The organism is Paenibacillus sp. SEL1, from assembly GCF_054602535.1.
The window spans coordinates 4908362-4930760 of record NZ_CM137723.1; the positions used below are offsets into that span (position 1 = coordinate 4908362).

At 41.4% G+C, this 22399-nt stretch carries 18 protein-coding genes, 3 pseudogenes and 1 riboswitch; of the genes and pseudogenes, 12 read left to right on the forward strand and 9 right to left on the reverse strand.

The window, feature by feature from the left end:
* Positions 1 to 546: 546 nt before the first annotated feature.
* Positions 547 to 1461, reverse strand: coding sequence for a dihydrodipicolinate synthase family protein (locus ACYCSE_RS22375; RefSeq protein ID WP_459699980.1), 915 nt, complete (start codon positions 1459 to 1461; stop codon positions 547 to 549).
* A 398-nt stretch (positions 1462 to 1859) separates the two neighbouring features.
* Positions 1860 to 2504: a YczE/YyaS/YitT family protein gene (locus ACYCSE_RS22380; RefSeq protein ID WP_459699982.1), complete on the reverse strand. Its 645-nt coding sequence runs from the start codon at positions 2502 to 2504 to the stop codon at positions 1860 to 1862.
* Between the two features lie 114 nt (positions 2505 to 2618).
* Here ACYCSE_RS22380 and ACYCSE_RS22385 point away from each other — a divergent pair, with 114 nt between their 5' ends.
* The 4 genes from ACYCSE_RS22385 to ACYCSE_RS22400 all read left to right on the forward strand — a co-directional run bounded on the left by ACYCSE_RS22385 (position 2619) and on the right by ACYCSE_RS22400 (position 4551).
* On the forward strand, positions 2619 to 3071 hold the full coding sequence (locus ACYCSE_RS22385) for a MarR family winged helix-turn-helix transcriptional regulator (protein WP_061828430.1): 453 nt from the start codon (positions 2619 to 2621) through the stop codon (positions 3069 to 3071).
* 25 nt (positions 3072 to 3096) lie between these two features.
* Positions 3097 to 3615, forward strand: coding sequence for a GNAT family N-acetyltransferase (locus ACYCSE_RS22390; protein WP_459699985.1), 519 nt, complete (start codon positions 3097 to 3099; stop codon positions 3613 to 3615).
* An 83-nt stretch (positions 3616 to 3698) separates the two neighbouring features.
* Positions 3699 to 3797: riboswitch (guanidine-I (ykkC/yxkD leader) on the forward strand.
* Between the two features lie 94 nt (positions 3798 to 3891).
* Entirely contained in the window at positions 3892 to 4218 is a 327-nt protein-coding gene (locus ACYCSE_RS22395) for a DMT family transporter (protein WP_061828428.1), read from the forward strand.
* Between the two features lie 18 nt (positions 4219 to 4236).
* Complete coding sequence (locus tag ACYCSE_RS22400; RefSeq protein ID WP_459699987.1) at positions 4237 to 4551, forward strand: DMT family transporter; 315 nt, start codon at positions 4237 to 4239, stop codon at positions 4549 to 4551.
* A 102-nt stretch (positions 4552 to 4653) separates the two neighbouring features.
* Here the strand turns inward: ACYCSE_RS22400 and ACYCSE_RS22405 are convergent, their stop codons facing one another.
* The 3 genes and pseudogenes from ACYCSE_RS22405 to ACYCSE_RS22415 all read right to left on the reverse strand — a co-directional run.
* Positions 4654 to 5316 (reverse strand): helix-turn-helix domain-containing protein, encoded by a 663-nt coding sequence (locus ACYCSE_RS22405; protein ID WP_452566872.1) that lies wholly within the window; start codon positions 5314 to 5316, stop codon positions 4654 to 4656.
* 44 nt (positions 5317 to 5360) lie between these two features.
* Positions 5361 to 5837 (reverse strand): hypothetical protein, encoded by a 477-nt coding sequence (locus ACYCSE_RS22410; RefSeq protein ID WP_452566873.1) that lies wholly within the window; start codon positions 5835 to 5837, stop codon positions 5361 to 5363.
* A gap of 38 nt (positions 5838 to 5875) precedes the next feature.
* Positions 5876 to 6784: pseudogene (locus ACYCSE_RS22415) on the reverse strand (IS110 family RNA-guided transposase); the annotation flags it as partial.
* 179 nt (positions 6785 to 6963) lie between these two features.
* On the opposite strand from ACYCSE_RS22415, the gene ACYCSE_RS22420 reads away from it, so the two are divergent.
* The 5 genes and pseudogenes from ACYCSE_RS22420 (at position 6964) to ACYCSE_RS22440 (ending at position 12728) form a co-directional block, all read left to right on the forward strand.
* On the forward strand, positions 6964 to 8058 hold the full coding sequence (locus ACYCSE_RS22420; RefSeq protein ID WP_322163453.1) for an L-dopachrome tautomerase-related protein: 1095 nt from the start codon (positions 6964 to 6966) through the stop codon (positions 8056 to 8058).
* 576 nt (positions 8059 to 8634) lie between these two features.
* A complete protein-coding gene (locus tag ACYCSE_RS22425; RefSeq protein WP_250268353.1) occupies positions 8635 to 9474 on the forward strand; it encodes an alpha/beta fold hydrolase in 840 nt (279 codons plus the stop codon).
* Between the two features lies 1 nt (position 9475).
* Complete coding sequence (locus ACYCSE_RS22430) at positions 9476 to 9943, forward strand: PAS domain-containing protein (RefSeq protein ID WP_459699991.1); 468 nt, start codon at positions 9476 to 9478, stop codon at positions 9941 to 9943.
* Between the two features lie 1247 nt (positions 9944 to 11190).
* Positions 11191 to 12225, forward strand: a pseudogene (locus ACYCSE_RS22435) (glycosyl hydrolase); the annotation flags it as partial.
* A gap of 389 nt (positions 12226 to 12614) precedes the next feature.
* A complete protein-coding gene (locus tag ACYCSE_RS22440; RefSeq protein WP_148504410.1) occupies positions 12615 to 12728 on the forward strand; it encodes an IS3 family transposase in 114 nt (37 codons plus the stop codon).
* 95 nt (positions 12729 to 12823) lie between these two features.
* Here the strand turns inward: ACYCSE_RS22440 and ACYCSE_RS22445 are convergent, their stop codons facing one another.
* The 4 genes and pseudogenes from ACYCSE_RS22445 to ACYCSE_RS22460 all read right to left on the reverse strand — a co-directional run bounded on the left by ACYCSE_RS22445 (position 12824) and on the right by ACYCSE_RS22460 (position 17393).
* The gene (locus tag ACYCSE_RS22445; protein ID WP_459699993.1) at positions 12824 to 13261 is read right to left on the reverse strand and encodes a GerAB/ArcD/ProY family transporter; all 438 of its coding nucleotides are present in this window, start codon (positions 13259 to 13261) and stop codon (positions 12824 to 12826) included.
* A 73-nt stretch (positions 13262 to 13334) separates the two neighbouring features.
* A pseudogene (locus ACYCSE_RS22450) lies at positions 13335 to 13670 on the reverse strand (GerAB/ArcD/ProY family transporter); the annotation flags it as partial.
* A gap of 325 nt (positions 13671 to 13995) precedes the next feature.
* Positions 13996 to 14292, reverse strand: coding sequence for a Ger(x)C family spore germination C-terminal domain-containing protein (locus ACYCSE_RS22455; RefSeq protein WP_322163434.1), 297 nt, complete (start codon positions 14290 to 14292; stop codon positions 13996 to 13998).
* A gap of 251 nt (positions 14293 to 14543) precedes the next feature.
* Positions 14544 to 17393: an alpha-amylase family glycosyl hydrolase gene (locus tag ACYCSE_RS22460; RefSeq protein WP_069291950.1), complete on the reverse strand. Its 2850-nt coding sequence runs from the start codon at positions 17391 to 17393 to the stop codon at positions 14544 to 14546.
* A gap of 1242 nt (positions 17394 to 18635) precedes the next feature.
* On the opposite strand from ACYCSE_RS22460, the gene ACYCSE_RS22465 reads away from it, so the two are divergent.
* The 3 genes from ACYCSE_RS22465 to ACYCSE_RS22475 all read left to right on the forward strand — a co-directional run bounded on the left by ACYCSE_RS22465 (position 18636) and on the right by ACYCSE_RS22475 (position 22351).
* Positions 18636 to 18797, forward strand: coding sequence for a hypothetical protein (locus ACYCSE_RS22465; RefSeq protein WP_459699996.1), 162 nt, complete (start codon positions 18636 to 18638; stop codon positions 18795 to 18797).
* Between the two features lie 438 nt (positions 18798 to 19235).
* Positions 19236 to 20942, forward strand: coding sequence for a sensor histidine kinase (locus tag ACYCSE_RS22470; RefSeq protein WP_459699998.1), 1707 nt, complete (start codon positions 19236 to 19238; stop codon positions 20940 to 20942).
* A gap of 2 nt (positions 20943 to 20944) precedes the next feature.
* The gene (locus ACYCSE_RS22475) at positions 20945 to 22351 is read left to right on the forward strand and encodes a response regulator transcription factor (protein WP_254330353.1); all 1407 of its coding nucleotides are present in this window, start codon (positions 20945 to 20947) and stop codon (positions 22349 to 22351) included.
* Positions 22352 to 22399: the final 48 nt, after the last annotated feature.

Consider the following 22399-nt stretch of genomic DNA (forward strand, 5'->3'; position numbering starts at 1 on the left):
TATTTAAAAGATACCACTTTGAATAAGCTCAATGAACTTAACAAAAGAAGACCCGTGTTTCAATAAACGCGGGTCTTCTTTATTTAGCAATTGCTGGTTGAATTCATATGCAGTTTAAACATCAATTTGTTTAAAACATCATTTTAATTACGATAATTCCAATCAATGCTAGAATTAAACCGAATATCTCTTGACGACATAGGCAAAATAGATACTCCGTAAAGTAAAGCTTGTTTCGAGGAAAGGTCTGTGAAGCTATGAAACAAGATAGCCAGCACGCTCCATTGCTAGCCTCGGTAATGTCCTACTTGCAGATCTCGCTTGTATTTAACGACGATAAGCGAGAAGGATAATGATGCAGAATTCGACTAGCTGCACTAAAAGTAAGTGTCTTTTCCCAAAGCAAAGTAGCTAGCAGGACAACAAGCACAGGCGTTAGTCCCGAAAAAAATGCTATGATTGAAGCTCACATCTGTTGTTTCTCCAACACTCATAACGAAAAATTTTACAGCAAACGTGCTTAGTAGTCTTCTCTTCGAAAAGCTATTAGCCGAATGGGCAACAGAATGTTTCTGTAGACTGAAGATCCTTTAGTATGAATTCCAAGTGTTCTCTAGCTGATTGATTCAATGGTTGTAAGGGCAAAGGAAGACTGGGACTTGAGATCAAGCCACTTATTTCTGCTGCTGCTGAAACAACACGAAGGCTACCATATTGATGAAATAACGTCCAAATAGGTTCAAGTAGCGCCGAGAGTCGTTCCGCTTCATCAACAAAACCGTCCTGGGCCAAACGGGTCATTTTTAGGCACGCCTTTGGAAACAAACCACCGAGAACCGAGTACCATGCTTCACAGCCTGCATTCAAGCCAGTGACTGCAAATGAATCTCCACTTACTCCTGTAGTTACATGGGGAGGAATGGTCGTGCGTAGTTTTCTAATGCGTGCCTTGGCTGCTTCAGGATCAGAAGGTACTCCAGGAATCTTGATAGAACGAACGTTAGGTAGCTCAGCAATCCGACCGTGCAACTCATCACTAAAATGGAAATGCGAGGTACTCGGATTATCATATACACAAAGTGGAATGGAGAGTGAACTGGTTACCTGTTCATAGAGTAAAAATACTTCTTCATTCGTTAGTGTTTGATAGGAGACAGGGGCTAGCAACACTGCGCTTGCTCCTGCTCTTTGTGCATCTTCCGCTAATCGAAGTACTTCAGAAGTACGAATCGCACTTATACTTGTCATCACGGGAATCCCCTCAGCTGAACGGACAGCAAGTCGAAGCACACGTAAACGTTTTTCTCGATTAAAATATGCATAATTTCCAGTTGAACCCAATGCACCAATTGAGTCGACACCAGCTGCAACTAATCGTTGAATCAGTGTCACAAATGCTTTTTCGTCAATACCTGTCTCGTTAACGGGGGTGAGTGGAAAAGCAGATAATCCACAGAACATAAAGCTACACTCCTTTATTAATTGACCTTCAAAATACAAACACATTATAAAAATGAATTAGACACAATTAAAGTACCAATGGAGTGACAAATAACAGTACCAATTCTTCTAGACAAACTTAAGTACAAAGTACATTTCTGTATCAAAATCAACGTTATGATAGTACATCTTTTAACAGACCAAGTTAGTTGAACAACATAAAAAGCATTCTATATAGAATGCTCAGGCTGTCGAGAAACCCCCTGTTTTTTTGCAGGGGGTTTAAAACTGTCTTAGTGGTCTAAAAACTAGGGTCCTCAGATCGTTTTAAATCGATTTTTGTTTTAAAAGATGCGTCTCCCCATATAAAAATAGAAGTGTCGAAAAGTCCTCTGGACTTTCTCGACACTCTGAGCATTCTATATAGAATGCTTTTTATCTTTCTCATGATTTGGTGATGTATCAGAGTGTGTTAATATGCGGTCAAGTACTTTTTCAGTAAGTGGCATAAAGTAATTGAGTATTAGCCCCCCTAAACAAACGGTTAACAAAGTTCCAATGCCAATGGGTCCATTTAAAATGACTGCTATGATCAAGAATATAAGGTAGATGAATGTTCTCGAAAAAAATAGATTTGTTCTAGTAAATTCTTGTACGATCAATGTTAATCGGTCAACTGGAATTGGTGCAAAATTTGTCTGTAAATATGTTGCAGTTCCTAATCCTACAACGACTAAACCAATTCCAAAACAAACAACTTTGCTGTACCATAGTTCAGGTGTTATCAAATTGTGTAATAAAAAAAGCCACATATCAATTCCAATACCCGTTATAAATGCCGTTAACAACCCCAAAACTTCTGGTCTTTGTCTTTTTAAAAGCGAATTACAACATATCAATATTATAGCTATTATGATTTCCCAACTTCCCACAGTAAGCCCCACATTTATGGACAGTCCTACCAAAAGTGCATCAAAAGGTGAAGTCCCAAGGTCTGATTGTATAGTAAACGAAATTCCAAGGGATAATATAAAAATTCCTAATACGAAAAAAACATATCTCACTTTACTCGACCTCTTTAACATAATTTTATGTTGCAAATGCAATAAAAATAAGGTAAATTCAATATATATCATTTTTATTGCATTTGCAATAAAATAGGTGCGAAGGAGTTAACTATGAAGGAAGTACTTCGTGAAATTGGAATGATTGCAAGGGCATTAGATTCTATAAGTAATATAGAATTTAAAGAATATGACCTTACAAAAGGGCAGTATTTGTACCTTGTGCGAATATGTGAAAACCCAGGAATCATTCAAGAAAAGTTAGCTGAGATGATAAAAGTAGATCGAACAACTGCATCTCGTGCTATAAAAAAACTTGTAATTAATGGCTTTATTGAAAAGAAAGAAGATAACCATAACCAAAAAATTAAAAAACTCTTTCCAACAGATAAAGGGAACAATGTTTATCCTTTTATAAAAAGAGAAAATGATTATTCCAATAACGTTGCATTAGAGGGATTTTCGGAAAGAGAAGTAGAAACCATTTTCAATCTTCTTCAAAGAGTGAGAGAAAATATAGGGGAAGACTGGGAATTTGTAAAAAAGGGGAACAAGAGAAATTATTGATTTACATGAAGGAGCGATACATTAAGTGACTGTAAAAATAATAAAGTGCAACCGTGAAGATTTACAAATACTCCAAGAAATAAGTATTGAAACATTCAACGATACTTTTAAAGATCAGAATTCACCTGAAAATATGAAAGCCTATCTGGAAAGAGCATTTAATTTTCAACAGTTGGAGGATGAATTGTCCAACGTCTCTTCAGAAATCTTTTTCATCTATTTCAATGAAGAACTTGCTGGATATTTAAAGGTAAATATGAATGACGCCCAATCTGAAAAAATGGGTGATGAGTCGCTCGAAATTGAGAGGATTTATATAAAAAATAAATCTCAAAAACATGGGCTTGGTAAAAATCTGCTAAATAAAGCTATGGAAATTGCGATGGAGCATAATAAAAAGAAAATCTGGCTCGGCGTATGGGAAAAAAATGAAAACGCCATTGCTTTTTATAAGAAAATGGGGTTTGTTCAAACTGGCGCACACTCTTTTTATATGGGTGATGAAGAACAAATTGATTTCATAATGACCAAAACAATGATATAAGTTTAGGATGATATAAGAATTCTTATTATTTTTATATTGTAATTTATTAACTAATGTGTATAATGTTAACTATAATTGAATTCATAAATGTTTTCTAGGGTTCCGCGATGTAATATCGGCTGGTCCGAGAGAAAACTCACAGTCGTCGTACTGTGCCACGGAGGGATAAAAGCCTGGGAGAAAAACTGCTGTATGCAGTATTCTCTCAGGTTTTTTTTATTGCTGCTATAAATCCATACTACATTTGCAGCATTATCAAAAAGGAGGAAGCACAGAATGAACAAGACATGGTTATCTGTTGTAGTTGCGGCATTATTCGAAGTTGGATGGGTCATCGGCCTGAAACATGCCAGCGGCTGGTTAGAGTGGGGGGGCACTTTAGTTGCCATTTTAGTAAGTTTCATACTTATGATTATGGCTTCCCGTACGCTTCCGGTAGGCACGGTGTATGCAGTATTTGTCGGGTTGGGAACGGCCGGCACTGTATTAGCAGAAATTTTGTTGTTTGGTGCTGAGGTACAGGGATCTAAATTGTTGCTAATTGGGGTGCTTCTGCTCGGAGTTGTAGGGCTCAAAATACAGAGCAAAGAGAAGAAACAATGAAAAGAGGTGGACTGACGTATGAACTGGGTATTTCTAATTTTGGCAGGCGTATTTGAGATGATGGGGGTTCTCATGATTAATAAGCTCCATAAAGATCGGCATTTCCTGTCTGCTTTTTACCTGCTTGCAGGCTTTGGATTGAGCTTCTTGTTTCTATCCCTGGCCATGGAAACACTACCAATGGGAACGGCCTACGCTGTCTGGACCGGTATTGGAGCTTCTGGCGGAGCCATATTGGGCATGATCTTTTACAGTGAACCGCGTAATACCGCGAGAATTCTGTTCATCGCGATGGTACTCGGTTCAGCAGTTGGCCTAAAGCTGGTAAGCTGAATAATGATGGAATTGGAAAAATTAAAGAAAATAGATAGAAAAGACCAGCATGCAGACAAAGTAGCGATAAGAAATTTTGTCTGCATGTTTTTTTGCATTTTCTTACCCTTCTATACTCTGATCTTTAGGATCGTCGCGTTGTGTTTTCAGTTTTAGAAAATGAAGAGTCAATTGAAGTTTCAGGCGAATATCACCATCGCTTAGATCAATCTCAAAAAGCTCACGTATCCTGTTGATTCGATAGAACAAAGTATTTCTATGAATAAAAAGTGTTTTAGCAGCAATATTTGGAGTGTCCACATATTGAAGATAGGCTTCAAGGGTAGGCAGCAAACTTGTTTTGTGGGCATTGTCATAAACAATTAACTTTTGGATAACCGGATGGCAGAAGTCAGCGAGATCATTCTGTTCCGATATGATCTTTCCAATATGCTCGCAGAGATAGTCCTCATACATATACACTGGCTTGTTAGAATTAAGTTGGAAACCAATCTCGATGGCAGTTAGGCATTGCTTATAATATTTTCGCAAAAAAGTTAAATGACTAAAGCAGTCACTCAGCGAAGCAGTTAGTCCGTTTACTTGGAGAAATTCCAGAATTCGTTTGTCTTTAGCAATGATTTTACAGGATGAATCAACAAGGGAAATGAGAAATACAATACGTCCCTGATACACGATCCAACGGCTATCCGGCAGTAATTGGATCATATGCTGTGCAACCAGCTGAACTTTCCCGTCAAAAAAGCCGTTCTTCAAGTCTGTCAAGGTCCTCACTCTCAGGTAAGGTGTAAGCGTCCATTCCAGATGAGTCAGTCGCATTGCGATAATATTAGCATCATTGAGCTCGCCTGTAAGCAGTTCGGAAAGCAAAAACTATGCATCATTCCTGGATTGCAATTATAAAAGTTGTTCTTTTGCAATTCTACCGAAACCAGCTCACAAAGAAATTGTACGAGTTCAAAATCAATATCTGTAAATTTGCGATCCAGCTCCATAACACTGACCTGCGCGAATTCTATACCATGTACGTACACAAAAGCTGTTATCCAACAGTCGTTGGTCTCGGGATCACGTGAATAATAAGGAATAAGAGCCATACGGGTCAGTTCGTACAGATTGGATTTCTTCATGCTCTCAATATTACTGTCAAGAATATAGCCCAAATTTCGCTGCTGTTCGATATCAGGTCGGCTGGGGATAGGGGCTTGACACATAGCGAGTAACTTATAGCCTGCGTCGACAATGATTACCGGATTACCAAAGATGCGGGAGGCCTCGTTTGTCAAGTTCGGCCACCCTTATGGCTACAGGAATGGTTCCTTGTATCGCTGCGCGTGAGGAGATGGTAAACAATAGTCATGATGGAGTGGGTGACCGCCACGGCCGCTCGGTTTCTGCCTTTTCAGCGTCGGTACTGAACACCCGAGTAATTGTCGGATCTGCATACGGAATGGGCAACTTCAATGAGTGCCGAACAAAGGTATTTGTTGCCTTTGCGAGAGTCTTGGAGGATATTCGTTTACCACTTTCGTTCTGCTTTGGAACTAGACCTATCCACAAACAGAGAGGAGTGTCGGAGGGGAAACGCGCACCAATGTCGGTCCCGACTTCGTGCAGAATTTGTTCCACGGTGCGTGTTGCGATCCCCGTGATCGTATCTAGCCTTCTTCAGCGTTCTTCGGGCGAATGCAGCCAGCTTTTCCGTATCTTCTTCACCCTCGATCAGGGCATTCATCATGTCACGGCTGCTCACCCCATGATGTCGGAGACAACGGTAGCTGGCTCCTTCCGGCACTTTTTGGTCCGGTTGTGTTCGCGGGACCGTCTCTGAATCAGGCTGCAATGGTAACGAACTAATTCGCGCAGTTCTCTTAGGTTCCGGTCTGGGATGTAACTGGGTTTCAGCAGACCGTGGCGGAGCAGATTACAAATCCATTCTGCATCTTTTACGTCCGTTTTCCTGCCGGGAATGGCTTTGATGGCTGGGCGTTAACGACGAGGAACTGAATTTCTTCAGCTTCAAGCAAATTCACGATCGGTTTCCAGAACACGCCGGTACTTTCCATGGCCACATGAGTGCAGCAATGTTGCTTGATCCAGTCGATCAAATCAAGCAGGAAAACCGTGTAGGTATGAAACGTCTTAATCGCTTTCCTTCGGGAGTTACGACACATGCGGTAATGGACTTCTTGTGAACATCCAAACCGCAAGCTCGCCCGATCAGGACATCCATAACATTCACCTGTCTACGGCAATTAAAATTGAGAACTGGCGCAACAACCAGCAAAGGGTTACTCTACCCAGCGTGCTTCTATGTTTCGGTTAGAAAAGAATCATTAAGAGGCAGGCATTAGAAAAAGTTTTTAAACATATTATAGGTAATATCCGTTCAAATATGTTGGGGAGGATATCATAAAACCTATGTTACCTATGGAAGAATATTTCGGTAAGTTAGAACTCGTTTATTCATTTTATGGGGCTATGCCTACAGGCGTTAGTGTATCAGAAACCGGGCGTATCTTCATTTGCTTTCCGAAATGGGGAGATGACGTTAGATTTACGGTAGCGGAAATTGTTGAGGGTCGGTTGCAGCCTTATCCTAATTTAGAAACGAATTTGGTAAATCCTTTGAATATCACTATGTCCTTCATCAGTGTCCAAAGTGTAATTGCTGATGGAAGGGGAACCCTGTGGGTACTGGATACAGCTGCACCAAATTTTTCTGAGCCTATTAAAGGAGGGGCAAAATTAGTCGCTGTAGATTTAAAAACAAATACAATAAGAAAAGTATACACGTTTGCAGAAGATGCAATCTTGCCGACAACGTATCTGAATGATGTCCGATTTGATTTTCGTGTTGGTAAATCAGGTTACGCATATATAACGGATTCTTCTTCCAAAGGTCCAGGCGCTATTATAGTCGTAGATTTAGAAAATGGAAATGCGTTTAGACGGTTAAATGGAGCAAATTCAACTTCACCCGATCCGTATTTTTTACCGAAAGTGGAAGGTAAAATTTTGATGAATCGAAACACAGATGGTTCGACATCTCCCTTTCGATTGGCCTCTGATGGTATAGCGATTTCCCCTGATGGAAAAATTATATTTTTTTGTCCATTAACCAGTCGTCATCTATACTCGATCTCAACAGAAGCCCTAAGAGACAGAACGATACCGGATTTCAACTTACGTTATCATGTGCAGTATTGGGGAGAAAAAGGTGCGTCTGATGGATTGATAACCGATGCAAAAGGAAACGTTTACGCTGGTGACTATGAAAACGATAGTATTCGAAAGATATTTCCGAATGGAATAATGGAAACCATCGCACATGATCCGAGAATTTTATGGCCGGATACTTTTTCTATTGGTCCAGATCAATACTTATATGTTATTGTGAACCAATTACATCGGCAGGCAAGATTTCATTATGGAAAAGACCTGCGACAAAAACCTTATAGTTTACTTCGTATAAAAATTGATGAATTACCTGCTCCCACCTTTTAATAAATATTCACTTTACAAAGTTGACTTTATTTGAATAGAAAATGCATTTCATAACCAATGCATGCTGCCACACAATTAGTAGCGGCATGTATTATTAATTTGAGCAATTCCAGGGAAGCTCTACATATTCTTATGTATACTTAAATTAGAACGTTTACGTTTTTTGAGAAATTGGAAATCAAATAGTTTTAATCGGTATGCTAGCTGCTGTTATTTTTGATCTTAAGCACTACACTACATTGTAGACTATCGGTACTCTGTTAAGAGCTAACAGGCAGTTTAGTCCAACGAGTAATCCTAATTCCGAAAAAAACATAATGGATAATGGAGCTGCAAACTGGCGACGGTAACTCAACTGGTGTTAGTCTCTTTAATCCAGCTTAGGTTCTTCGATTATATAAATCAAACCGGTGAATCGGTGGATAGCCTTTAAGCCAATGATATGCGTAGCTTCTTGTGGAACCGCAGATAAGAGTCAAGCAGATGATTAGGCACGTCAGGAAAAATTTAAAAATCTTGATATAGTGGTATAATGATTTATTGAACAGAATTTATCGTTACCAGGAGGAAAAGTCGATGGATAGCCAACAAATTCTCATCCGAAACAACGTCAAAGTAAGGGGCTTTGGTTCCAAGACTCTTATATTCGTCCATGGCTTTGGCTGTGACCAGAACATGTGGCGCTTTGTCGCACCAGCTTTCGAAGAGAAGTACAAGCTGGTATTGTTTGACTTTGTAGGTTCGGGAAAGTCCGATATGCAGGCCTATAATCCTTATATTTATCATGATCTGAACGGGTATGCCCAGGATATCTTAGACATTTGTTCAGCGCTCGAATTGAAGAATGCCATTCTAGTGGGTCATTCCGTCGGTGCTACTATCGGTATGCTGGCCTCTATTCAAAGATCGGAATACTTTGATCGGCTTGTTCTGATTGGTCCTTCTGCACGATATTTGAACGATTTACCTGATTACATCGGCGGGTTTGAACGGGAAGATCTGATGGATTTATTGGACTTGATGGATCAAAACTTTCAAGGTTGGGCGAGCTATCTGGCTCCTGTCATTATGGGGAATACAGACCGACCGGAATTATCTCAAGATCTTGAGTTAAGTTTTTGCGCGACCGATCCTAAGGTAGCCCGTCGTTTTGCGGAAGCAACGTTTCTCTCTGATTACCGTAAGGAACTCGGCAAGGTAGTGGTGCCTTCGTTGATTTTGCAATGCTCCGATGATGTAATCGTTCCGATGGAAGCTGGAGCCTATATCCACCAGCAGATGAAGGAGAGCGAGTTCCGACTGATGGATGCAACCGGTCATTGTCCACACGTAAGCCATCCGGATGAAACCATTAGACTCATCAGCGAATATCTTGCCTCAATCGATTCAATACAGGAAAGCGAGTTGCACACATAATATGGACGAACGGTTGGATCATGCCCCCTGCGGTTATTTGTCGATGGATCAAAATCTGACAATACGCATCGTCAATGCAACGCTGTGTCGCTTGTTAGAATATGAAAAACAAGGGGTAAACGGTATCAGTTTTGAATCCCTGCTAAATCGGTCCAGCCAAATTTTCTTTCAGGTTTATTTTTTACCGTTGATTCGGCTTAATCATCACGTAGATGAGATATATTTAATGATGAAAACGGGTAGCGGCGGAACACTTCCCGTTCTTTTAAATGCTGTGATTCGAGAGCAGGGAGACGAATTGGTGTACGATTGTGTCTTAATTCCCATGCTGCGTAGGAAGGAATACGAGCAACAGATTGAAAAAGCTGAGAAAGCCTATCGGAAGGCGGAAGAGGAGCTACTAAGGATTGAGAAGCAGCTTGATAAAAAAAAGGAAGGACTTTCATCTTTACCTAATCCCAAGATATAGTTCAATGCTTCTTTGAGTAGTTATACTCTAAAAGCCCGAATCGTGGTATTATCCCCTTTTAGTAGACAAGAGAAAAAAGACATCTGTTTGAAATGACCCCTATCAAGTAAATAGTAATAAAAAAAGCAATATTTAAGCAACCTGAGTCCGATATTTATACGGTCTTAGGTTGTTTAATTTTATGCAGAGAATATTAGTTTTTATGGATAGACGTTAATTAGATAACATGTTCCACTTTTTCACCTGTCGAAAAGTGTAGCGTTTAAAACACTCTGATTTGAAAATGGTTAAAGAAATTTCAAGTCATTTCTACATGATCTAATAGGCGATAATCTCGTTGTTATAAAGGTCTTTGATGGCAGATAGGTTTTATGTCCATTAAATATTAAATAGCGTAATAAGGATTTTTCTTACGTATAACAGCTTAACTCCTCATCTCGTTCATCAAGCGTATTCTCGATCCATACTTTGACCCGTCGATAATCGTAGATTCCTTTTACCTCTTTACAGCATCCGCTATCTTCATTTTGATCTGTTCATCCTCGAGCTGCGTGGAAGAAGTAAATTGATTCGTTTTCACCACTTATGTGTGTGAGTATGAATCCTCTATATAGTACAAGAATAACAATAATTTAAATCAAAATTCATAAGGGTGAATTAAAGATTCATAAAAATGAAACGGCAATATTTTCTTTATCACACACTTAGTCCCTACCATTCTTTGCAGAAATTGATAGTTTGTTGTTATATGAAATAATTTTCACTCCAATAGAACTATTTCAATTTTTTTCCTTAATGTCGATATAATTGAGGATTCGCCAAAAAGCCTTTTCATATAGGAAGATGGGATCAACTCGCTAAACAAAAAAATAATGTACGTTGCGATTGATGGTATCAGTCAACCAGCCGATCCTTAGGGAAGGAGGTAGTGTACTAGAAAAATGGATTATGTTATGCACAAAAAAAGGGGGCTAAAACAGAGTATAAATACTTGAGATCGTGGGATTAGGTTCTTTGATAACTTCTTGTTTCCCACATAACAGACCTTATCTTGCGATAACAGACAGCAAGATATAAACATTAGGAGGATAACCAATATGAATTCATTTAAAAAAACGAAGAGCTTGATCAGCACTCTGACCGGGGCAGCGTTATTATTCTCGCTACCAATGACGGCAGGCGCAGAGAGCAGTATCAACTATTTTGCCCATGCATCCGAAGAACCGGTTACCGTGTCTGAAGCTGTGTATGAAGCAGGATCAGGCGTTCTGAACGGGGGGGTGGCCGAGTTTCAAAAATCGACGGTCACTGAGGAGCATCAGGTTAGGAAGACACTCGTTAATCCCAACGCCTCGCCTGAAGCCAAATCGTTGATGAGCTATCTGGTCGATCAATACGGCAAGAGTATACTATCCGGTCAGCAGAACAGTTCTAACATTAGCTGGATGCAGGACGCGATTGGTAAAAAGCCAGCCATTGTCGGATTCGACCTGATGGATTATTCACCGTCTCGAGTCGAGTACGGCGCTTCCTCCTCCGAGATCGAGAATGCGATCGATTGGCATAGCCAAGGCGGTATTGTCACCGTCGTATGGCATTGGAACGCGCCGAAGGGTTTAATTGACCAGCCTGGTAAAGAGTGGTACAAGGGATTCTTCGGGGATTCCACCACTTTCGACGTTGATTACGCGTTGGATCACCCGGAATCCGAGGATTATAAACTTATTTTGCGGGATATCGATGCCATTGCGGCACAGCTTCAAAAGCTAAAAGATGCGAAAATCCCCGTGCTCTTCCGGCCGTTGCATGAAGCGGAAGGAGGATGGTTCTGGTGGGGCGCGAAAGGTCCGGAGCCGTCAAAGAAACTTTACCACCTGGTGTACGACCGCTTAACGAACGTGCATGATCTGAACAATTTGATTTGGGTCTGGAACTCTAGCGCACCGGAGTGGTATCCGGGACACGATGTTGTAGACATCGTGAGTACGGACCATTATCCGTCTGCGGGCGACTATAGTCCGGTCACTGACAAGTATGATGCACTCGTCTCGCTTGTGAACAACCAGAAGCTGGTCGCATTAACCGAGAACGGCGCGATCCCGGATCCGGATTTACTCTCCAGTGACGGAACGAACTGGAGCTGGTTCACTACCTGGACGGGAGAGTTCCTGACCGATGGCGTAAACAACAGCCGGGAACATTTGAACAAAGTGTTTAACCATCCAAACGTGATCACGCTCGATGAGCTACCGGATGTAGATCATTACGGCCAAAACAATTAACGGTGTGTCCTAAGTGCACAATGAACAACCAAGGCCTCTTTTGCGGATACGGGTTACCTGATCTCCGACAAGATCATACCGACGCAGGGCAGTTTTACCTTGACGGTAACAAATAAGAGAAGTCTTTGTGAAAGATAAAGAGGGGAATTGGACAGAAGACTCCGTTAGGATCGAGGAGTACAAGTATTTAGACTCTATGCCAATGAACCTGCAATGATTGAATGAAATTTAAAAAAACGCTTATGCTGAAGTGATGCACTGGTATTATCCCCTTTAGTAGACAAGAGAAAAAAGACATCTGGTAAGATGGATTTAATCTTGTTGAACGGAGGGGATTTTTTCATGGCCAAAAAGGGACAACCCTTTCGGCAGTCTCCTTGGAGTTAAAGATGGAGGCAGAACAACAGGTACGTGAGTATATTTCATTTTATAACCAAAGTAGATTTCAGAAAAAATTAAACAACCGTTCCCCGGCTGAATACCGAGAAGCGGTTGCTGCTTAAACATGTCTTTTTAGTCCTGTCTACTTGACAGGGGGATGACCAATTTTCAGGCTTTTTGTCATTACAATATCGAAGTACTTCTTAACAGGTATTCTTTAACTGTCGGTCTCTGGTTGATTAGTGTTCTTCTTCAGCTTACCGAAACGAATCCGGTCCACCAGATAATATAAGACTGGAGTCACTCCTGTAAATATCTTTAGAAATATACTAAACAGCCAAAAGATAATCAGCAGCGGATCCAAATTTTCCAAGAAAACCCCCGCATGAATATAACGAATCAATTCTAATGTCGGATAGGTTAGATTTGCTGTTAGTTCTGAACTAAATAACAATAAGCATCCTAGCAGGACAGCAAGTATAACCACAACAGCTGTAGCCGTAGCCCCCATTAGGGATTTCATTAACTTATCAGTCCCTACAAAATACGGAAATAGGTACACGATAAAAGCCATTTCGCTGAACAGGGCCACGACGATCATTGTACCATTCCATATTCCAGCTGGTTGCCCAGCTGTAACCAATGCAACGGCCATGTCTATATTCATTTCTTTCGAAGGCGAATAGGGGGAATGCCAGAACTGAGATTAAACTTAAGAAGAACACGCCTTGAGCGCTTTGAAATAACGCAACTGGGCCTGAACGAACCCCTCGGGCTACACAAAAACCGAATAAAATTGCTATAGGCCAGTCCGGTGTCCCAGGTAAGTATATTTGTACGACAAAGTCAATAAACTGGCGCATGATAAATGCGGCTGAGAACAGATTGACAAAGATGACGATCAGAAACAGCGGATAATGGATCCTTCTGCCCAAGATGTCCTTTCCGTACTGTCCAAGAAAATGTGTAGGCCTGCGAAGACATAACCTATAAGTTAGATAAGCTATGAGAAGCCCGATTAGACTTCCGAGTAATACCGGACACCCAAGACATATATCCGGCATTTTTAACCAAGGGGCTGATGAAGAACCCGATCGTACATGAGAAAAGGAATTGAGCAAAGAACATGTACACCTGAAGCGATGTTATTTTTCCCATGGGGCCTCCTTCAATCTCCGATGAATAAGAACCTCTGTATGGGCTCAAAAATAAACGAGATAACCAGCCCAAGGGACCACCGATCCTTTAAGGCATAAGTAACTTCCATCCCGGTGAATATGACTAGCCATAAACACGCCAGAATCATGACACTACGCATAGAACGTTTATTTTTCCGTAGGTATCTCCATTCTAAAATACCTACTGCACCATAAACAATGGCGATCATAATCATTTGTCTTCCTCCGTATCCGACAGGATTCTGTTCCACTGAGGTCTCTGCGACGTACCGAACCATTTAACAGAAATATTAACCCTAGGATCTACTCTCACCTGGTCAGCGTAACGCTTTCCCCACTCAGGCCTAAGGTCCTTCCATCTCCCGGGATATCTCCATTTAATATAATCTGCGAACTGAAAAACATCTGATTTCAATGTCTTAGATACGGCCACAGCTCGGCGGATGCGGTCTTTGATTTTCTCATTTAGCAGCAGTTCAAGCTTTCGAAGCTCAGTCGGTTCAGTCACATCTATAGCTTGGCTTGCGTTCGGTGATGTTCCTCTTGCCCTTTTCCGATTACAAGTATGTCTCGTCCATTTCAACGATAGCTTCTGGCTTTAGAAGCGATTTGCTGATGTGCATCTTCCAAATCATAAAACCAGAAATTTAGTCCAGAGCAATATTCGACTCTCTCTTGGATCTACTTTTTAATGAAGCAACCTTAGCACGGTGCAATACCGAACTGAGGTTGCTTCAGTTAACTAAGACATACTGCCGTTTACTTCAGATAGGTTCCCGTTTCTCCAATTCCACCTCTGCCATTCAATACATATACCCTTGCATTTCCTTTGCCGGAGCATGTCAGGGTAATCTTGCCATCAGTAACGGTTTTGGAATCACCGGTCACTGCATCCACATAGGTTCCGTTCGGAATTCCGGTAAACGTGGCGTTTCCTGAAATCGTGACCAATGCAAAGCTGTCAATGCCTTTGGCACTGTCGGTATATCTTCTCTTAAACGCCAGATTGCCCGATACATTCTCTGTGGAATACTGGCCTTTTTGCAAGGCGGGTACAGCTCTTCTGATTAAATTAAGCTGTCTGATATGTTTCGCCAGAGGATGATTGAGCGATTCCGCAAGCGTGCCAGTAGCATTCGTGTATTTGCCGTAATCTTGTACCGTAACATTGCCTTCCATGTGATCGCCGAAATATGCCCGTCCTGTTTTGCTTAGCGGTGCGTTTGGACCTGTATCAATGGTTGCCCCTTTTTGAAACTCGATTTCGGAGCCATAGAAGATAGCGGGTATTCCGCGGAAGGTGAACATCAGATCGAGATTCTCGGCCCAAGTGTCCTGTGTGCCCGCAAATCTTTGATTTTCCGGAGCCTGGTCGGGCGCATAGTCATGCGAGTCGACATAGGTTACATTCCAGGTAGCATCATTATAGTATTGATCGCCACCTTTCATACTGAATGCTTCCTGTGCAGTCTTGAATGCCCAATGCATTGGAAAATCAATCACATCCATGCCCGATTTCATCGAATAGTCAGGCGTATGATAGGTATTTCCGTTTAAGAAAGCATTGTTCGAGGTTGGCTGTCCTGCTGTAGTAGAGTTGTCCGCCCACTCTTGTTCAACTGACGCTTTATTGGAGGCGTAGTCATTCTTTCCATCGCCCGGATACGATTTTGAGCTTTTCCAAGTATAGAATGGCGTCGAGATCGCTGGAATTCCACTGTTCCAGACATCTCTGTAACGAGTGGCTACTTCTCCAAAAATATAGAAATCCGAGCCGCCTCTTGTCTTCCAGGCAGGAATATAGTATTTATTGAAAATATACCGGCTTACATGCTTCACCGTATCGACACGGAAAGCGTCAACACCCATGTCTATATAGTGATTGTAGGTATCAATTAAATATTTGTTAACTGCAGGGTTTTCCGTGTTCAAATCCACGCAATCGCCCGCTATCTGACCGGTTTGAACAGTATAGGATTCCCAGGAGAGACTTTTTTCTGTATGGTAAATGTTATTGTTCGTCCCCTCTGACTTCATTAAGGCGAGCCTTGCCTGATACTGCTGATCGGGTGTCATGGAATCATAGTTTGGCGGCAACTTATCCGTAGTCTTCACCAAGTTGTTAGCGGTATCGGGTTTAGCTGGATCTTTCTTGAACATGGGATACAGATTCTCTTCACCGAAATTACCCGTATGATTGACGACGATGTCCTGAATAACCTTCAGCCCTTTGGCATGGGCCGCATTGATCAAATCCTGATAAGAAGCTCCTGCCGATTCATACCGTGGGTCTACTTTGGCAAAATTTAAAGCATGGTAACCATGGTAATCATAACCGCTGGCATTTTGCACAACAGGTGTAATCCAGATGGCGCTGAATCCGAGGGCTTTGATATAATCGAGCTTTTGAATCAAGCCCTTAAAGTCCCCTCTCCAAGCTGGGTCCGAATCTGGATTGCGCGCCTTTCCATCATCCCATGCGTGCACGTTATTGCTCGAATCACCGTCATAGAACCGGGAAGTAATCACGAAGTAAATAGTATCTTCCCGAAAATCCCCCTTAGTTCCAATATTATAAACAAAGCTCTGTTTGGTTTGATTACCAGCACCGTCTATAACGAGAAATTTTAATGTCGTGGTCTTGGAGATAAGAATAGACGGTCCAGTCACTCCGGCCAGCGCGTTGCCGAGGATATAGACTTTTGAGCTTGTGGTTGGTTCTGTACCATCCTCCGTATAGTATGCCTTGGTCGTTGCTGCCTTGTTATCTTTCAGGTTAAAGGATACAGTCACTGAGGAATCGGAATGCCCTGCAGGCAAATTCGCTGTGATTGTCGGAGCTTGCAGATCTGCATTCAGGTCAATCACATAAGCGAAAGAGGATGCATTTCCAGTTTGACCGATTGAATTAACACCGAAGGCCTTAATGGTCAAAGAGGACGCAACTTGGATTGGAGAGGTATACAAGATCGAGGATGTCGTAGGTGTCGAACCGTCTATCGTATAGTAAATCTTATCGTCACTGTTGGTGCTGGAAAGCGTCACCGTTTGGGACGAATCATAAGTTTTGGGTACAGGAGAGGCGGAAATCGCCGGAATTTTAGGCATTTCCGGGCTGGCATCATACCATGTGTTATCTGTGTAATACCAGCCCTCTTTCACACTGCGGGACAAGTCGGCCGTCTGTTTGCCGCTACTGTCATTGAAGATGAGACTTGAGCCTGTCGCCTCGGCAATGGTGTAGCTGTACCAGTCGTTTCCATCCGGCTTCATCAGGATTCCCGGCCACGCCCCGCTTATCGGAACGGTTGTCGGATTCAGATTCCAGTAATGGATTCGAATCGCTGAATTCCAGCTTGAAGGTTTCTTAAAGTGAACCGTTAACCCAGTTTGAGTTGATTTAGGTGTTGTGGTAGGTGCATACGTTGCGGTTACGGTAGACGTGATAGAAGCGGTTGTCGATGGAAAGGCAGTTGCTGTGGAATTCGTGTAGGTGGATGTATAATCGGTGTTACTGGCCGAAGCTACGCCGGGTAAACCGAAGAAGTTGAAGCAAAGTGATAAAATAATCAACCAAGAAATAAAACTCCTAGTTTTTTTCCTTAGCAAGTTAACAACCTCCTGATAATATTTAGTAGGGGAGATAATGCAATCGGTTGCATTAAAAGTAAAAAAAAGAAAGACATTTATTTATGATAAAATGGATTCATTGATCGCCTCCTCCACGGTATATATGGAAAATAATCATTGTACGCGCTTACAAAAGAAACTATGAGAAAAGCCCATTAACCCAGGGCTCTATATCAATGATTTTTTCCTTTTATGATTATATCATCCATACTTTTACTGGTCAATGCATTGCTAGGGACATATTTTTAAGGTTTTAAGAGTTTATATTTTAGTACTAAAAAGGGGATGATTCCTTCAATGTAATAGCATAGCGAGAACTTATTCCACATATTCGAAGAGTTTTTGCAAGAAGCTAGTCAGTGAATGGCTAAAAACAGTGAAAAAATGGATTTTCAGAGAAAAGCGTATGTTTAAACGAAGAATGTGGAGTGAACGGATCAAGTAGCAGATGGGGAAGCCGTTAGAAATTTATCTTTAATATAAGCATTGACAAATTATTAAATGAATAAAACCATGTCTCTGAGTATAATTACATGCAAACGATTGCCTCTTTGAAAACGTATACACTTTGTTTTTTTACCCTCTTTTATTTACTCCTAATCTCTCAAGAGAGGTTGGTTGTAAAATAAAATCAAGTTTAGTATGAGGAGGAAGGCAAGCCCCATCTTGAGACGTATCTGGAGTATCGTTCTCTTGCTTCTTTAAGGATGTTATTACATAAGATCGGATCTTAATGCAATCTTAACGTTGTAGGCAAATTCGTAATACGGTAGTGATTTTGCTCATGATATACTAAGGATTGAGAGAGAATATAACAGAGGGTGGGCACAGGATGGCATTATGGCAACGCTGAGAAAAAAATAGAAAAAACATCATCTCAAACAAAGTTTATTCAAACACATATCGAAGTTGGTTACCGTATGCTTCAGGTTGGAGATGATGGCTAGGTAACAATACCATTATGTAATTAGAGATCATGCTCTTATGGAGCATGGTCTCTTTATTTTTCATCTGCCATCTAAATCTTAAGATGATCTTTATACCCATATGAAAACCCTAATCCTAAACTAATAGTTAGACGAAAACCAGGTTGAAGAGACAATGCTTTTGGCACTTCCTCATCGGAACGATACCGATGGTAGATATCTTGCCTTTATCAAGGCTGTAAATCGGGTGCTGGGACAAGAGGTTTACAGCTAAACCTCAGAAAGAAGGAAAAATATGAATCGTCAGGCCGCGTTACTGGTATTTGCTCCAATCTGGCCGGAGAACACTTTTATTGAAATCGATATTAAGGAAAAACAATTGCCGCCAAAGGAATTCAGCAAGTATATATATTTGAAGAATAACGGAGGGAGCCTTTTTTGTATGCAGAAAATCTAAGTAGAATGACAGACACTGGCAAAACAAGAACAGGTAGAGCGGAAAACAGAAGAAAACACGTAAAGACAAGAAAAAAACCTTGGTTGGGATCTTGAACGATGTCGCTTCTTTTTTTGGTTCGTGATGAACGGAAGGACTACAATAAGCAATTAAACACGACAAATCGATGTCTGCAAAGAGGAAGAGAGAATAAGCTCTATGAATTCCATGAAAGCGTTTGACATATTTGAATATCAATCTATAATTATGAACAGAATTGGACCTCACAGAGATGGAAGTATCCTGATTTTTTCAATATGAAACGGATTGAGATGTCACCAATTTTCAAATAGGTCGCTGCTATGAGGAACACGATAATTGATAGAGCTGTTGTTCATAAACAGCAAGTTCCATAACCAGGGGCTTGCTGTTTCATTTACCTAAGGAGAATGGGTCGGAATGACACTTAAAAAAAGAATCTTTCTATTGTTTTTTCTCAGCGCGTTTATCCCCTTTATTAGCATATTTGTAATTTCTTACTATACCATTGATTCCATTTTTGCGAATAAAATCAATGATGGAATTCGGAGCAATCTACAGCAGGTAACTTCATCACTGGAGAATTCAATTAACAACCTGAATCATGTTACTCAGCAATTGTCATATAGAGGTACATTAGGTAAGAAACTGGATGAAGTCTTGAAGCCTTCCTCCAATATATTTGAATTGATTGAGGCTAGAGATGAATTAAAGAATGAGTTAAATGTTGTAACGTTTACTAATCCGAATATAGGTCTGACCTTATACTATTTCCAGAAAGAAGGCACTACACAGTTCGCTAACTTTCCCATCAAAGATCGTTTTTCCCCCGAGTCTTTGCCTGTGCTATTCAAATCATATGGCATTGCATACTATGGTCCCCATGTCAGTATGAACCGATTTGATGATCAGCTCGTTTTATCTGCTATGCGAAAGGTACAACTGCCTCAAAGGGACGATGTATATATATACGTCGAATCCGGCTTTCGGCTTACACAGGATATACTGGATTACAATCAATACAAAGGAGCTTTATCGCATTTGATCCTGAATGGTGAGGACAACATTGTTTACAGTGAAATTCCAGAAGCGATGAAGGTCGGGGAGAATTTCTCCAGCTTATCGAAAGGTACTGCAAAAGATGGAATATCCCGTGATTACCATTGGTTTAAGGAGGACTCCTCTCAGAATTGGAGCGTCATATCGGTAATTTCGCAGGCTAAGTATCAACAGGAGAAAAACCAGTGGCTGCTTCAAATATTACTGGTCGCTTTATTTTTTTTCGGCTTTACCGTATTTCTTGCTTGGCTTCTGTGGAAGACCGTCTACAAACCACTCGGTCTGTTCCATTCGGAAATTAACGGAATGTCTCAGAATCCACAAAAGGCAGGCAGCCAGATCCGCACTCAAATTCCCGAGTTTGACTTTCTGCTGGGGGAATTCTCAAATATGCAGCATCAAATCGGCGACCTGTTCAAGGAAGTGCAGCAGAAAGAAAAGATCCGTGCAGATTTGGAAGTGGAAAAATTGTTATATCAGATCAATCCTCACTTTCTGATGAATACGCTGGATACTGTGCACTGGCTGGCCGTTATGAACGGACAAGGGGAGATTGACAAGTTGGTGCAATCCTTGAACAAGCTGTTGTATTACAATTTGGGTAAATTAGGGCAAGTATCCACGATGGAAGAGGAAATTGATGCGCTAAGACAGTACCTAATCCTGCAACAAATTCGATATGACTTTGAATTTGACGTGCGTATTTCAGCGGATGATCAAGTGCTACAAATACCTGTGCCTCGTTTTATTCTGCAACCGTTGGTTGAAAATTCACTTTATCATGGACTGAGTGACGAAGGTTTTATTCAAATTGAAGTTACACTTGCCAAAACGCTGAATATTTTAATACAGGATAATGGAGCAGGTATGACCGAGGAAGCGATTCAAAGACTTCTGAACAATCGTATAGCTGAACATAAAAAAGTAGGGATGGGCATCGGACTCAATTATGTCCACCGCATGTTGAGGGCACAGTACGGAGATCAAGCACAACTGGTGATCGAAAGTGAATTGGGTACAGGGACAAGTATACTGCTCATACTTCCTATCAAAGGAGAAGATGTCTGAGGATGATTAAGGTGTTAATTGTGGATGACGATAAATTGGTACGAAAAGGAATAAGCTCCGCGATGCCGTGGAACGAGTTCAATATGGAAGTTGTAGGAGAAGCAAGTAACGGGTTGAAAGCACTGGATTTTCTGAAATCCCAACCGGTCGATCTGATGTTGACGGATCTCGCGATGCCGGTAATGTCAGGTATTGAACTGATGCGAGCTGCAAGGCAGCTCTATCCAGAACTACATATTGTCGTATTAACACTGCATCAAGATTTCGATTATATCCAGGAAGCGCTCAGGCTGGGAGCCATCGATTATATAGCCAAAGTTCAGCTCGAGAAGGAGCAATTCGAACACGTGCTGCATCGAATACATACCCGGATTGACGAGCTGGCGAATACAAGACGAAAGCTGCCACTGCTAAGTGAGACCAATGTCCTTTATCGCCATGTGTATGCACTTGTTTCACTGGATCGCAAGTCAGGACAGAACTGGCCGATTGAACTGACATCCAATGTAGATGAGATCCGTTGGGAGGTTGAACGGAACAGCTGGATGTGGACGGCACCCATGGACGTAGAGGATCAGCTGTTCCATAAACTGAAGGAATACCTGGATCAAGTTCCCCAAGGCGCCTTGCTGGTTCTGTCCGATGTACAAGAGCGAACATGGTCGCAAATCCAAAACTGGATTATGAACTATACAGAAACGTCCTTATTCTATGCATACAATCCTTGTGATCCTGTCATTTCCGTTTCGATGAATGTGGAGGACTCATTTCCAATAGAACCGCAGGATGAAGACATGGATCGTATTAAACAAAGTTGGTTCCTATCACCATGGACCCACAACGACAGTTACTACAACCAACTGATTGAACAGTTCAAATCACTAAGACTGCATAAAGGCCAGCTGATGGGTTTGCTATACTCTATAGTTATGGAATGGAATCACCTTTTTGCTCAGACCACGCTGGGTAGAATCTCAATGATCCATTCTTTTCAATCCTGGTACGAGGTAGAAGATTGGATCAAGCAGACCTCTGTGGGCATTCGTAAGGCAGATGAACAGACTTCGTATTCACAAGAAATTGTAGACGCCGTGAAAAAAGCGATTATGATCATGCAAAATGATTTGGACCAAGCTTTTACAGCTTCAGGTCTGTCCCAACAACTGAACATCAGCCGAAGCTATTTCAGTCAATGCTTCAAGGATTTGATGGGGAAAACCTTTAATGAGTACTCCCGATTTATACGAATAGAGAAGTCTAAAGAGTATTTATTGAATACAACCAACACGATTTTCTGGATTGCGGAGCGAGTGGGTTATACGGATGAAAAATATTTCAGCCGAATTTTTCGCGAATTGACAGGTCTGCTGCCAAGTGAATATCGACAGCTCGGCAGAGGGGATAAATAGCGTACTCTCCCAGATGAGTCAATAATCCGGGCGAAAGAAGGGAAAGCG

Coding starts and splice junctions, on each gene's coding strand:
- ACYCSE_RS22375 (WP_459699980.1), bottom strand. CDS start 1,461: ATGTTCTGTGGATTATCTGCTTTTCCACTCACCCCCGTTAACGAGACA.
- ACYCSE_RS22385 (WP_061828430.1), top strand. CDS start 2,619: ATGAAGGAAGTACTTCGTGAAATTGGAATGATTGCAAGGGCATTAGAT.
- ACYCSE_RS22395 (WP_061828428.1), top strand. CDS start 3,892: ATGAACAAGACATGGTTATCTGTTGTAGTTGCGGCATTATTCGAAGTT.
- ACYCSE_RS22400 (WP_459699987.1), top strand. CDS start 4,237: ATGAACTGGGTATTTCTAATTTTGGCAGGCGTATTTGAGATGATGGGG.
- ACYCSE_RS22425 (WP_250268353.1), top strand. CDS start 8,635: ATGGATAGCCAACAAATTCTCATCCGAAACAACGTCAAAGTAAGGGGC.
- ACYCSE_RS22430 (WP_459699991.1), top strand. CDS start 9,476: ATGGACGAACGGTTGGATCATGCCCCCTGCGGTTATTTGTCGATGGAT.
- ACYCSE_RS22440 (WP_148504410.1), top strand. CDS start 12,615: ATGGAGGCAGAACAACAGGTACGTGAGTATATTTCATTTTATAACCAA.
- ACYCSE_RS22445 (WP_459699993.1), bottom strand. CDS start 13,261: ATGGCCGTTGCATTGGTTACAGCTGGGCAACCAGCTGGAATATGGAAT.
- ACYCSE_RS22465 (WP_459699996.1), top strand. CDS start 18,636: ATGAATCGTCAGGCCGCGTTACTGGTATTTGCTCCAATCTGGCCGGAG.
- ACYCSE_RS22470 (WP_459699998.1), top strand. CDS start 19,236: ATGACACTTAAAAAAAGAATCTTTCTATTGTTTTTTCTCAGCGCGTTT.
- ACYCSE_RS22475 (WP_254330353.1), top strand. CDS start 20,945: ATGATTAAGGTGTTAATTGTGGATGACGATAAATTGGTACGAAAAGGA.